The 13,001-nt window shown below is 34.1% G+C and carries 9 protein-coding genes and 1 pseudogene; 5 read left to right on the plus strand and 5 right to left on the minus strand.

Annotated elements, in window-relative coordinates:
* Window positions 1-146: 146 nt before the first annotated feature.
* Window positions 147-494, minus strand: coding sequence for a VOC family protein (locus tag AC1RPK_RS01190; protein ID WP_481760949.1), 348 nt, complete (start codon window positions 492-494; stop codon window positions 147-149).
* 19 nt (window positions 495-513) lie between these two features.
* Window positions 514-1,839 carry an MATE family efflux transporter gene (locus tag AC1RPK_RS01195; protein WP_481760948.1) on the minus strand — a complete coding sequence of 442 codons (1,326 nt, stop codon included), beginning with the start codon at window positions 1,837-1,839 and terminating at the stop codon, window positions 514-516.
* Between the two features lie 311 nt (window positions 1,840-2,150).
* On the opposite strand from AC1RPK_RS01195, the gene AC1RPK_RS01200 reads away from it, so the two are divergent.
* Complete coding sequence (locus AC1RPK_RS01200; protein ID WP_481760947.1) at window positions 2,151-3,458, plus strand: sialate O-acetylesterase; 1,308 nt, start codon at window positions 2,151-2,153, stop codon at window positions 3,456-3,458.
* A gap of 62 nt (window positions 3,459-3,520) precedes the next feature.
* On the opposite strand, the gene treC is transcribed toward AC1RPK_RS01200, so the two are convergent.
* Together treC and treR are read right to left on the minus strand one after the other, a co-directional pair.
* Window positions 3,521-5,167: an alpha,alpha-phosphotrehalase gene (treC, locus tag AC1RPK_RS01205; RefSeq protein WP_481760946.1), complete on the minus strand. Its 1,647-nt coding sequence runs from the start codon at window positions 5,165-5,167 to the stop codon at window positions 3,521-3,523.
* Between the two features lie 17 nt (window positions 5,168-5,184).
* Window positions 5,185-5,907 (minus strand): trehalose operon repressor, encoded by a 723-nt coding sequence (gene treR / locus AC1RPK_RS01210; protein WP_481760945.1) that lies wholly within the window; start codon window positions 5,905-5,907, stop codon window positions 5,185-5,187.
* Window positions 5,908-6,102: 195 nt separating this feature from the next.
* Here treR and AC1RPK_RS01215 point away from each other — a divergent pair.
* Together AC1RPK_RS01215 and AC1RPK_RS01220 are read left to right on the plus strand one after the other, a co-directional pair.
* Window positions 6,103-8,096, plus strand: a pseudogene (locus AC1RPK_RS01215) (PTS sugar transporter subunit IIABC).
* A gap of 205 nt (window positions 8,097-8,301) precedes the next feature.
* Window positions 8,302-10,329, plus strand: a complete 2,028-nt coding sequence (locus AC1RPK_RS01220) for a copper-translocating P-type ATPase (RefSeq protein ID WP_481761140.1) — start codon at window positions 8,302-8,304, stop codon at window positions 10,327-10,329.
* 54 nt (window positions 10,330-10,383) lie between these two features.
* On the opposite strand, the gene AC1RPK_RS01225 is transcribed toward AC1RPK_RS01220, so the two are convergent.
* Window positions 10,384-11,289, minus strand: a complete 906-nt coding sequence (locus tag AC1RPK_RS01225) for a proline-specific peptidase family protein (protein WP_481760944.1) — start codon at window positions 11,287-11,289, stop codon at window positions 10,384-10,386.
* 165 nt (window positions 11,290-11,454) lie between these two features.
* Here AC1RPK_RS01225 and AC1RPK_RS01230 point away from each other — a divergent pair, with 165 nt between their 5' ends.
* Both AC1RPK_RS01230 and AC1RPK_RS01235 read left to right on the plus strand, forming a co-directional pair.
* The gene (locus AC1RPK_RS01230; protein WP_481760943.1) at window positions 11,455-12,447 is read left to right on the plus strand and encodes a biotin--[acetyl-CoA-carboxylase] ligase; all 993 of its coding nucleotides are present in this window, start codon (window positions 11,455-11,457) and stop codon (window positions 12,445-12,447) included.
* Window positions 12,434-12,958 (plus strand): biotin transporter BioY, encoded by a 525-nt coding sequence (locus AC1RPK_RS01235; RefSeq protein ID WP_481760942.1) that lies wholly within the window; start codon window positions 12,434-12,436, stop codon window positions 12,956-12,958. The genes AC1RPK_RS01230 and AC1RPK_RS01235 overlap by 14 nt, the downstream gene beginning before the upstream one ends.
* Window positions 12,959-13,001: the final 43 nt, after the last annotated feature.

The raw sequence follows: 13,001 nt of genomic DNA on the forward strand, positions 1-13,001 counted from the left end.
ACCGCCTTTCTGATATAACTCATTTTCAGATTACCATGTTTAGCTGTGGGAATAAAGAAAAGTATTTTAGAGAATCTAAGCATATAGATTTAAAAACCTAATAGTAGTAAAAAAGCTAACATCGCTTAGATGTTAGCTTAGTAAATCTATTTCTGATAACTAATTAATTCGATTATATGCTGATCTGGATCTGAAATTGTAATCGATTGTGCATTTTTAACATCTTGCTTTTCAATCGGGCCAGAGATAATAGTCACAAAATAATTTTTCAAGTGATTTTCCATAGCGGTCATTGAATCACTAACGACGAAACTAAGTGTCATTGGAATAACATTAGTTGATGGCTCAAAAATAATTTTTTGATGGCCAAAATGAACAGTAGGTAACTCACTATTTTCAATCATAGTCATATCAAAAACTTCATGATAAAAACGTAAACTTCTTTGGACATCAGTTACGGGAATTGTGATTGCTTCAAAACGTTTAACTTTCATAAAATAAGAAACCTTCTTTTTATTGTTTTTTAATTTGTTTATTAAAGAAACTGAATAGGAATACAGTACTGATGACGACAATGATTAATTCTGTGACGGGTAAAGCAACCCAAACACCAGTTAAGTTGAAGAAGTGGGCAAAAATAAATAATAAGCCTAGTAGTAAGACATAACCGCGCAAGATAGCTAGAATAAGTGCATGTTTGGGTTCGCCAATCGCTGAGAAAAACATGCTAAACACAACATTAAGGGATGATCCAAATAAGCTTAAGAAGTAGATTGGAATGCCTATTTCAGCATAATGGATTAACTCTTGGTTGTTACTATTATTGAATAATGCAATAATAGGATCTTTTTCAAAGGTCAATGTAAGGTATAAAATTGTGCCAATAATAAAACTAACAATTAACCCAAAACGTAATATTTGCTTAACTTCTGGCCAATTCCGAATTCCAAATTCTCGACTGAGTAAAGGCTGAATTCCTTGGGCAACACCATTAAAAAGTGATAAAGCGACTAAGACGATGTTTGCGATAATTCCATAGGCTGCGACAGCTGTATTTCCCGCTAAACTTAAAATGACAAGGTTGAAAGCAAAAATGCTGACACCTGTACTCATTTCAGTTAGAAAGACAGGGAACCCGAATTGAACAACTTTTTTTATTGTCTTAAAGTGAATAGACGTTCGTTGGAGCGTTAAAAGACGTCCTTCCTTTTTACGATGGAAGGTTAATATAGCTAAAGCAACAATTGGAGAAACAGCAGTTGCCATTGCAGCACCACCCATACCAAGATGTAATGGGTACATAAAAATATAATCAAAAATGATATTGAATAAACTAGATACTAACATGGCAACCATCGATAAATGTGGATTATTATCGTTTCGAATGAAACTTAAAACGAGATAATTACAAGCAAAGAATGGTGCAGCTAGCAAAATATAAGTTAGGTATTCAGCAGCTAATTTGTAAGTTCCTGCGTTTGCACCTAAAAAATAGAGTAAAGGTTTCATGAATAAAAAGCCTAAGACTGAGAAAGCTAGGCCGAAAATAATCCCAACAATTAAAACCTGTGTGAAAATTTTTTGACTCGCTTTTTGATCCTTAATCTTTAAAATAGAAAATAAAGTTGCACCACCAATTCCGAGTAACAACCCGACGCCATTTAATAAATTAAAGAGGGGTAATACAATATTTAAAGCCGCTAAACCAGTTGTTCCAACCGCATTAGCAATGAAATATGTATCTGCCAGAAGATACACAGATAAACCTAAAGTACTTAAAACGTTCCGTGTGACGTAACCTGAAAGTTCACGACGGATAGAAACCGTTTGATTATTCATTTTGAGCTCCTTATCGGTACCTATTTTTTATAATCTTATAATAATGGACAATAAAAAATAGGTACCAACATCCTTCATTAAAAAATGGCCTCTTGGATGTGATAACTATTATTTTTGTAAAACCCGGCGATTTTACACTGTTTTGACTGTCTTTATTCTAGCAACTATTATTCAAAATAGCTAGGACAAACAACTAAATAATAGTCAAAGTAGCTGACTAATCCATTTGATAAAAAGTCGATAGAGGCTTATCTTATGTTATAATTGTAAAGGATACTTAATGGACAGCGACTAGAAAGAAGGGTTTAACAGTGGCAACAACATTGCGATTAGCACCACTATTTACTAATCATATGGTTATGCAACAAGATCAGACAACACGTTTTTTTGGTTATGCAGAACCCAATCAAGAAGTAACTGTAACGATTTCAATGGGCGGTAGCGAAGATACAATTGAAACAGGAATTGCTGATGATACAGGATACTTTTTAATTGAAAGTATCTCATTTTTAGCACCTACAATTGTGACCGTTCTAGTTAAATCAGGAACAGATAAAATAATTTTACGCGACGTACAATTTGGAGATGTATTCTTGATTGCTGGACAATCAAATGCTAACTTCAAAATGGCTAAAGATGATGAATTTGATCATAATAAAACAATGCCAATGATGAATTTACGTTTTATCAATATACCTGAAAAGCAATCAACAGAAGAAAATCCATGGCAAATTGTTGATGAAGAAAATATTGGTAACGTTACAGCATTAGGCTATTATATGGCTAAGAAGGTTCGTCAATATGATGAATACACACCAATTGGCCTTGTATTATGTGCTAAAAATGGGACTTCAGCTGCAAGTTGGGTATCAGAAAGTACACTAATAAATAACGAGACTTTAAAAGCAGCTTATGTTGATACTAAAATTCCAAGTTTAGAAGAATCCGATAATTTATACGATACGATGTTATCACAAGTGGGTCCTTACCGATTTAAATTGTTAACTTGGTATCAAGGTGAACGAGATGCAGGAATAGATACAAAACATTATGGGTTACTTTTGAAAAAATTAATCCGTGAATGGCGCAAAACGCTTAAACAAAATAAATTACCAACTTATATTATTCAGTTACCACAATATAATCATAAGATAGCTAATTCATGGGCTGAAATTCGCGATGCACAACAAAAGTTTGCAGCAACAGAAAATCGGGTTTACTTAGTTACAGCTATGGATGAAGATTCAGCTAACGAGATTCATCCAAGTAGTAAAAGACAATTAGGTTATCGTGTAATCGAATTATATTCTAATTTTGGTAAATTCGATGAAATGCAAACAAGTCCACAATTATCTGAAATTTCAGCTGATGTAAAACAAATGCGTCTTAACTTTTCAAATTGTGAACAACTTGAAACAACAAATGATATTGATTTAAAATGGATCATGCCAGGGGATGTTTTAAAACCTGCAGTGATTGATTTAGGTACAAATGATATCAAGATTCGATTAGAAGAAGAATCAATTGGCTTACAGTATGCATATGCAAATGTAACTTCTGCCGGCTTATGGAACGAAAACCATATTCCAGTTAGTCCTTTTAAAATCTACTTTGATTAATCTTAATAAGTTCTAAATAAAGCAGCCTTACAATTTAAAATTGCAAGGCTGCTTTATTTTAGTTAGTCAATCAAAAAGGCAACTGACTGATATGGAGCTAACGTCATAGCTGTTTCTAATTTGATATCGGTTGGATAATTATTGATGACAGTTGATATTTCCCCGGTAAATGCAGGTAAAGTAATCGTTGTCGTTGTACCATAGAAATTATTTAAAACAATTAAACGTTGATTTTTTAGTATTCTTTGGTAAGCAAAAACTTGAGTATCGTCCATTAAAAGAGGTTGATAATCACCAACAGAGACAATTGGCAGAGTCTTACGTAATTTAATTAGTTGTTGATAGTAATTAAATATTTCGCCGCGTACTAATTCATTTTGAACGTTGACGATAGACTGATTCATTGGCATCAACCATGGTTTTTCAGCTGAGAACCCTGCATACTCAGAGTTATTCCATTGCATGGGAGTACGACTATTATCACGAGATTTTGCTTGAATAATGTCTAAGGCTTCAGTTTCACTGAGTCCTTTCGCTAATAATGTTGGGTAAATGTTTTTGGTTTCAATATCATTATAATCAGATAAATGCTGATATTGAGGATCGCTCATCCCAATTTCTTCTCCCATATAAATAAAAGGCGTTCCACGTAATAAATGAATAGTTGTCGCTAGCATTTCGGCAGATTTTTCACGAAAATGGACGGGATCACCAAAACGATTAATAGCACGAGGCTGATCATGATTATTCCAAAATAAAGCGTTCCAACCATGACCAGCTGTCATACCTAATTGCCAATCATTTAGAATGTTTTTTAAACTCATAAAGTCAAAAGGCATCGTCGTCCATTTATTTCCATGGGTATAGTCAACTTTTAAATGGTGGAAGGTAAAGACCATTGATAACTCGTTGTTTTTGCCTAACGTGTATTCAATACAATTATCGATTGAAGTAGAAGACATTTCACCAACGGTCACAGCATCAGGGTCTTGACCAAAACTAGATTCGTTAAGTTCTTGTAGATATTGATGAACTATTTTTTTATCTGTATACATAAGTCTACTATCAGTACCATAAGGTGCATCAAGTAAATTGACATCTTTACCGATGACATTGATAACGTCGAATCGGAAACCTTTAACACCTTTGTTGCGCCAAAAATTAACAATCTTGGCCATTTCTTTTCGAACTGCTGGATTATGCCAATCTAAGTCTGCTTGAGTTGGGTCGTAGAGATGAAGGTAGTACTTACCCGTATTTCCGAAAGCTTCCCATGCAGGACCACCAAATTTAGAATCCCAATTAGTTGGAAGCGAGCTATCTGGTTTTGCTCCACGAATATAATAGTAAGCCATATATTTTGGATCACCTTTTAGCGCTTTTTGGAACCATTCATGTTCAGTTGATGTATGGTTAAAAACCATATCCATCATGACATCGATGCCTACAGATTTTAGCTTGGTAACAAGTTCATCAAAATCAGCCATAGTACCAAACTTAGGATCAATATGATAATAATCTGAGATATCATAGCCATTATCATTTTGTGGTGATATGAAAAAAGGATTAAACCAAATCATATCAATATTGAGTTGTTTTAAATAAGGTATTTTAGCGATAATCCCTTGTAAATCGCCCAGGCCATCATTGTTACTATCATAAAATGATTTTGGGTAAATTTGATAAATAATTTTATCTTCAAATGTCATCGTTATTCTCCTATTAGTTATATTTTCTTCGTCCGTCGTGCAAAATCAACAAAACTAAAACGATCTGAGCGGTGAATAGCTTCGGTAATCTGAAATAAACGACTATCTTGTAAATAGGTTTCACTTCTTATGACAACAACAGATTCTGTTTTTGGAATGTTTAATAATTTTTGGATAGTTGTATCTGCTGGTTCAACTGTAATTTTTTTAATAGCATAACTGATTTCTAAGCCTAATTTATTTTCAAAATAATCATAAAGCGAATTTTGGGCAACTGCTAAAGGTATCTCAGGTACGATATCTGAAAGTATGTAGTCACGATCAATAACACTGGGTTCATTTTTAACAAGTCGTAGACGTTCAATAAATGTCGCTTTATCGCCAACAACAGACTTAGGTGCAAAACTCTCTATAGGAATAGTTGTGACAAGTAACTGTCTAACTTGTGTTTCCGAATTCATTTGAAGAGACTTATTCAGTTCCTCATATGAAGTAATACCTGAGACGGGAAAAGCGAATCGTTGAATATCTAAAACAAGCGATCCTTTGCCTCGAATTTTTTGAATATAGCCATTGGTTAGTAAATTTTGGAGAGCCTTTCGAATTGTTTCGCGAGAAGTACCGTATAAATGGCTCAATTGAATTTCACTAGGTAGGAATGTTCCTGATGCGTAAATATTATGTGTGATTTTAGTGACAAGATCTTGATAAATACCTAAATGTTTATTTTGGTTCGTCATAATAGTCACCTCCAATGATAAGGTTATTTTAACATAAACATTCTAGTCTATACAAGTATATATAAATGTTAATTTAAAAGAAAAGAAAGCGTTGACATCCTGTATAGACAGGTTTATTATAAGGATAACTTGAAAACGCTTAATCGCTGTAAGCGAATCTAGTTAAATAAATTAAAAAAAATGGGGGAGAGAACAATGTCGATTTTTAAAAGAAAACAAAAGGTAAATGATGATAAGTTTTACGCACCAGCAACTGGGGAGTTAATTGATTTAGAAAATGTGAGCGATTCTGTTTTTGCTCAAAAATTAATGGGTGATGGCTTCGGATTTAAACCAACCGCAGGGGAAATTTATAGTCCAGTATCTGGAACTATAACATTGGTTGCATCAACAAAACATGCTATCGGATTCACGATGGATAATGGACTTGAAATTTTATTACACATGGGTGTTGATACGGTTGATTTAAAAGGTGCACCATTTGATATTAATATTAAAAAAGGTGCTCGTGTTCATGGTGGTGAATTACTTGGGACTATGGATTTAACACAAGTTTCTGAAGCACAATTAGACAATGTTTTAATGGTAGTAATTACAAATACACAAGATAAATTAGACAAATTAACATTATCGGAACCACAACCTTTTGAAGGTGGCACGGAAGTGGGATCTGGTACTGCAAAAGGGGAGGAATAGTTATGGCAAAAGATTACACACAATTAGCTACAGACATTATCAAACAAGTCGGTGGTAAAGAGAATATTAAGAGTTTAATCCATTGTATTACGCGGTTACGATTTTACTTAGTTGATGAAAGTAAAGCAGACGATGAAGTGATTAAAAATTTAACAGGTGTAATTGATGTTCGTCATGCTGTTGGACAATATCAAGTTGTTATTGGACCAGCTGTTACTGATGTCTATGATGCAGTTATTGCACAATTAGGAACATCATACGCAGGTGGCGAGGTCGATGCTGCCGATGATGCACCAGCTGAGGAAAAACCAACAACATTCCGTGGAAAATTGAATGCTGGATTTAATACTTTGATTGGTGTTATCACAGGTTCTATGATGCCAGTAATTGGATTATTGGCTGCTAGTGGTATTTTAAAAGGATTACTTCAAATGGCTGTCGATTTTCGTTGGACAGAAGCCACATCACAGACTTACATTTTCTTATCAGCCATGGGAGATTCAGCATTCTATTTCTTACCTATTATTGTTGGATTCACAGCTGCACAGAAGTTAAAATCTGATCCAATTATTATGGCTATTGTTGGTGGTGTCTTGGTATATCCTTCACTTTTTGGTATTGCAACAGGAACAAAAGTGTTTGGACAACTTTTGGGGATGTCATTAAATACTAACTTATTTGGGATTCCAATTCATATGGTTAACTATACTTACAGTATTTTCCCAATTATTGCTGGAGCATGGTTAGCACATTATGTTGAAAAAGGACTCAAAAAAGTTATTCCACAAGTTTTACGAATGATTTTTGTACCATTGTTAGAAGTTATGATCGTTTCGGCCGCTATTATCATTATTGTTGGACCTATTATTACGTTAATTAGTACAGGTATTTCTATTATTTTAAACACAATTTTAACAGCAAACTACCCAATTGCAGGTTTTGTTATTGGTGGATTATATCAATGTTTAGTTATCTTTGGTTTACATTGGGCAGTTGTTCCTTTAATCGCAAACGATATTGCTTCAAAAGGCTACAGCTACTTAAATGCAATTGTTTCAATTACAATGGTAGCTCAAGGTGCTGCTGTAATGGCAGTTATGATTAAATCAAAAATGGCTAACATTAAAGAATTATCTGGTGGTGCAGTTATTGCAGCATTCAGTGGTATTACAGAACCAGCTATTTATGGGATTACCTTAAAATATGGGCGTGTCTTCTTAGCAGCTAATATTGGTGGTGCAGTTGGTGGATTAGTAGCCGGACTATTAAACGTTAATATGTACGGATTTACTGGTTCATTAATCGGATTCCCTTCATTCTTTACACCTTTAAAGTTTGGTGGAGGAATGAGTAACGAAATTAACTTTTGGATTGCATCAATTGTTACAATAATCGTAGCATTTGGTTGTACTTGGGTCTTTGGATTTAAAGATTCCGATGTACTTGCTGAAAAAGAAGTTAACCGTCGTAAAACAATTGGTAAAGATGCATAGAATTGTAAATTAACTAAAATGTTTATGTGATTATATAAAAATGTCAAAGGGATATTTATCTCTTTGACATTTTTTTTGTAACAGATAAATTATTTGACTATCTAAGTTTACAAGTGTAAACTAAAAATATAAATTAATGGAGGCGGTATAAATGGATCACAAAGATATGAAAGAAATGGATCACATGAATATGAATCATAAGGATATGAAAAATATGGACCACATGAGTATGGATCACATGGATATGGAAGGAATGGACCACGATCAAATGAACATGGGTGGGCACATGATGCATATGGGAAATCTAAAATTGAAATTCTGGATTTCTTTAGTTTTAGCAATTCCTATTGTTTTAATGACACCTATGATGGGGATTAACTTACCCTTACAGTTTACTTTCCCTGGATCTGATTGGGTTGTAGCACTTATTGGTACTGGATTATTTTTCTATGGCGGTAAAACATTTTTAGATAGTGCAAAGATGGAGCTTGCAGATAAAAAGCCAGCAATGATGACCTTAATCGCAATGGGTATTAGTGTGGCATACTTGTATAGCTTATATGCTGTTGTGATGAATAATCTTGTAGATCCAAGTCATCATGTTATGGATTTCTTCTGGGAGTTAGCAACGTTAATTGTCATTATGTTGTTAGGTCATTGGATTGAAATGAACGCTGTTATGTCAGCAGGAGATGCTGTTCAAAAATTAGCACAACTCTTACCTAAACAAGCACATATCGTTAGAGAAAATAAAAAAATTGAAGATGTTGATTTAACAAATGTTCATGTTGGAGATATTCTGTTAGTTAAAGGAAATGAAACGATTCCAGCTGATGGAACAATTATTTCTGGTAAAACAAGCGTCGATGAAGCTATGATAACTGGTGAATCGAAACAAGTTGAAAAAGTAGTAGATGATGAAGTCGTTGGTGGATCAGTTAATGGTAATGGAGAAATCCAAATGACTGTAACGGGAACTGGTGAAACAGGTTACTTAGCTCAAGTTGTTAAATTAGTCACAAAAGCGCAGTCAGAAAAATCAGATACGGAAACGTTAGCTGATAAAGTTGCGGGATATTTATTTTATGCTGCCATGACTGTTGGTATTTTAGCATTCATTGTATGGTTAATTACAGGGACATTTAGTCAGGCATTATCAATTCTTGTAACTGTTCTAGTGATTGCTTGTCCACATGCTTTAGGTTTAGCCATTCCATTAGTTGTTGCGAGAAGTACTTCTTTATCAGCTAAAAATGGCTTATTAATCAAAAATAGAAATGCGCTAGAAGTTGCACACACAATTGACACATTACTTGTTGATAAAACAGGAACTTTAACTGAAGGTCATTTCGTGGTAACCGGATATAAAACATTTACTGATCAGTTTTCTGAATCAGAAATTATCGGATTGATGGCGTCGTTAGAACGTGGATCGACACATCCTTTGGGTAAAGGAATCATTCAAAAAGCAGAAGATTTAAAAATTGAGATTCCAACTGCAAGTGAAACACAACAAATTAATGGTGTTGGATTAGAAGGACATATTAACGATGATGCATTCAAAATTGTTTCTGAAGCTTATGTTAATAAACAACAGTTATTAACGGATGAAATGGCTTCTGACAACGAAGGAGATTCAATTAGTTATTTAATTCAAAATGAAAAAGTGATTGGGTATGTTGCTCAAGGGGATCAAATTAAACCAGAATCATTTGGTTTAGTCGAAAAATTAGAAAAAATGAATATCAAAGTGATTATGTTAACTGGTGATAATCAACAAGCTGCTGATAAAGTTGGTGCAAAACTAGGTATTGTAGATGTTCGTGCTAACTTAATGCCTGAAGATAAGGCTAAAATTGTTAGTCAGTTAGAGGGCGAAGGACATAACGTTATCATGGTTGGTGACGGTATTAATGATGCGCCTAGTTTAGCAAGTGCAACAATAGGGATGGCAATTGGTTCAGGTACGGATGTTGCTGTCGACTCTGCAGACGTTATATTAGTTAAAAGTAATCCGATGGATATCATAAAATTTTTGAAATTAAGTCGAAACACAAGATTGAAAATGATTCAAAATCTTTGGTGGGGTGCAGGTTATAATATTATTGCATTACCATTGGCTGCCGGCGTTTTAGCACCAATTGGCTTTATTTTAAGTCCATTAGTGGGTGCAGTTGTGATGTCGTTAAGTACAATTGTTGTTGCAATTAATGCAATGATGTTACACGATTAAGAGATAAAAAAATACCACCGTTGATAGTAGTTATCAATGGTGGTATTTTTTAATTTAATCTTTAAAATTGTCGTTTTCAACATCTGATAAGAAGGTACTTAAATGATCAAAGTAAACAGGAGCGTTATCGATCATATGATGATGACCACCCTCAGGAGTTGTTTCAAGACGAGCATGTGGAATTGTTTCTGACATTCTTTTAGCTGTTGCTAAAGGCATTGTTTCATGTTCGCCAAATGTGATTAATGTTGGGACAGTAATATTTTTAATGCGGTCACGAGTAGACCAGTCTTTTAATTTACCAGTCACAACGAATTCATTGTTACCTTGGAAGTAATTATAAACGGGTTCAGCCATTGTGCTTACTAAATGAGAAATTTGGGCTGGCTTTTTACGATCAACATAGCCGTCATTTAAAATATCGACATAACCTTGGTAACGGTCATTATCAAGATCGTTATTTTTTTCACATTCTTGCATGTAGGCAAGCGCATCAGCATCCAATTCTTTAGCACGAATAGCATTAACGTTTGCTAAATATTCGTTAATATCATCAGTCATACTTGAGATAATAGCACCTTTTAAATGGTCACCATATTTTAAGGCGTATTCTTGAACAAGAGCACCACCCCATGATTGACCAATTAGGTAGAAGTTATCTAAACCTAATTTAATACGGACTTCTTCAACTTCATCAATGAAGTAATCAATATTAAGAAATTTATCAACATTTTCTTGTTTAGTAAAATCTGGTTGATCAGAATACCATGAACCGAGTTGGTCATACATTGAAACCTGAACGCCAAGAGGTGCTAATTTTTCAGCAAAATTTTCGTAATATTCATGTGTACCACCAGGCCCACCATGTAGACAAAGTAGTTGGATATCACCTTGTCCTTCAGTATGAGTCCAGAGATGATAACCATTATCTAACGTAATAATTTTCGTTCCGTATGCCATATTAATCCACCTAATTTCTTAAGAATAGATTAATCATAGCACTTTTATGATTATTTACCAGAATGAAAGTGAGGATGGTATTTTTTTAAGAGTGTTAGTTGCATATTTTAGTGAGTTAGCTTAAAGTTATGTTAACTAATAAAATTAAAAGGTTAACGGTGTAAAATGAAAACTAAAGACAGTATTCTAAAAATATTAGCTGGACAACAAGATACTATTATTTCGGGAGAACTATTGGCTGAAAAACTTGGCGTTTCGAGAACTGCTATTTGGATGGCTATTAAGAGTTTACAAGAGCAGGGTTTTGACATTAAGACGATTCCACAAAAAGGATATAGTCTAAATGATGGTAATCAGTTGAACGCACAACTAATTCAATCTTATTTAACAACTGACATGATGCAAATTGAATTATTTGATGAAGTGACATCTACCAATGTATTGGCGAAAGAGCGTTCAAGCCAGCCCGATATACAGGGTCCACTGTTAATAGTGGCCAATAGTCAAACAGCAGGATATGGTCGATTTGGTCGAACATTTGAATCACCAGAAGAGACTGGGATTTATATCAGTTATTTATTGAGAATTGATCAACCTATCAAAGATGTTGGTCAGCTAACGACAGCAACTGCCATGGCGGTTAGTTATGCTTTAGAAAATAAATTGAAAATTCAACCACAAATAAAGTGGGTGAATGATATTTATTATCAAAATAAAAAAGTCTGCGGGATTTTAACGGAGGCTGTCACAGATTTTGAAACGCAGCAAGTGACAAGCTTAGTTATAGGGATTGGGCTAGATTTTAAAACAGACCTTAAAAAATTATCTCCAGAGTTACAAGATAAAGTGGGTTCATTAATTGATGAATCGAATAATGTCACACGGAATGAGTTGATTGCTGAAATTACCAATCAATTTATCCAAATCTATCAGAATTACCAAAATGGTGACTTCATGAATGATTATCGTAAACGGTCACTAGTTATTGGACAGACAGTTACTTTAAAAAGTGGTCATCAAGAAATTATTGGTACAGTTGAAACAATTAAAGATGATGGACAGTTGGTATTGAGAGATAAAAATGGGCAAATAACGACTTATATGGCTGGTGAAATTACAAAGGTGAATGTGGAAGGCTTAACAAATGGGACAAAATAAACAGTTAAAACAATTAATTATAGCAGCAGAGTTAGCAGCCGTTTTGGGTGTTTTATCCCAGTTAACCATTCCATTGGGGCCAATCCCGTTAACGTTACAAACCATTTTTATCGGATTATTATCGAGTTTGAGACCGGTTCAAGAAGGATTAAAAGCGGTGGGCATTTATCTCCTATTAGGATTAATAGGAATCCCAGTTTTTGCTGGATTTCATTCGGGACTTTTTTCTTTAATTGGACCAACAGGTGGTTATTTATTTGGTTTTTTAGCCTATATTATCTTAACGGGGCTGTTTTTAAAATGGTATGGTAATGGTCGTTGGCAGTTGTACATGGGGAATTTATTAGGTGCTAGTGTGCAATTAGTTTTAGGAGCAATCTGGTTAATGGTTTACCAACAAACCTCGATGCAACAAGCATTTTTAATAGGTATTTTACCATTTTTGATTGTTGGATTTATTAAAGTTATTTTTGTGTGCGAATTGTCTCATTACTTAATACGTAGATATTGATAAATAAAAAAAGAAAATCATCAATAATTTTTTTGATGATTTT

This window comes from Dellaglioa sp. CoH-55-MRSF-6 (assembly GCF_056782215.1).

Excerpts from the sequence above, each read along its gene's own strand:
- AC1RPK_RS01190 (WP_481760949.1), bottom strand. The coding sequence starts at position 494 with ATGAAAGTTAAACGTTTTGAAGCAATCACAATTCCCGTAACTGATGTC.
- AC1RPK_RS01195 (WP_481760948.1), bottom strand. The coding sequence starts at position 1,839 with ATGAATAATCAAACGGTTTCTATCCGTCGTGAACTTTCAGGTTACGTC.
- treC (WP_481760946.1), bottom strand. The coding sequence starts at position 5,167 with ATGACATTTGAAGATAAAATTATTTATCAAATTTACCCAAAATCATTT.
- treR (WP_481760945.1), bottom strand. The coding sequence starts at position 5,907 with ATGACGAACCAAAATAAACATTTAGGTATTTATCAAGATCTTGTCACT.
- AC1RPK_RS01220 (WP_481761140.1), top strand. The coding sequence starts at position 8,302 with ATGAAAAATATGGACCACATGAGTATGGATCACATGGATATGGAAGGA.
- AC1RPK_RS01225 (WP_481760944.1), bottom strand. The coding sequence starts at position 11,289 with ATGGCATACGGAACGAAAATTATTACGTTAGATAATGGTTATCATCTC.
- AC1RPK_RS01230 (WP_481760943.1), top strand. The coding sequence starts at position 11,455 with ATGAAAACTAAAGACAGTATTCTAAAAATATTAGCTGGACAACAAGAT.
- AC1RPK_RS01235 (WP_481760942.1), top strand. The coding sequence starts at position 12,434 with ATGGGACAAAATAAACAGTTAAAACAATTAATTATAGCAGCAGAGTTA.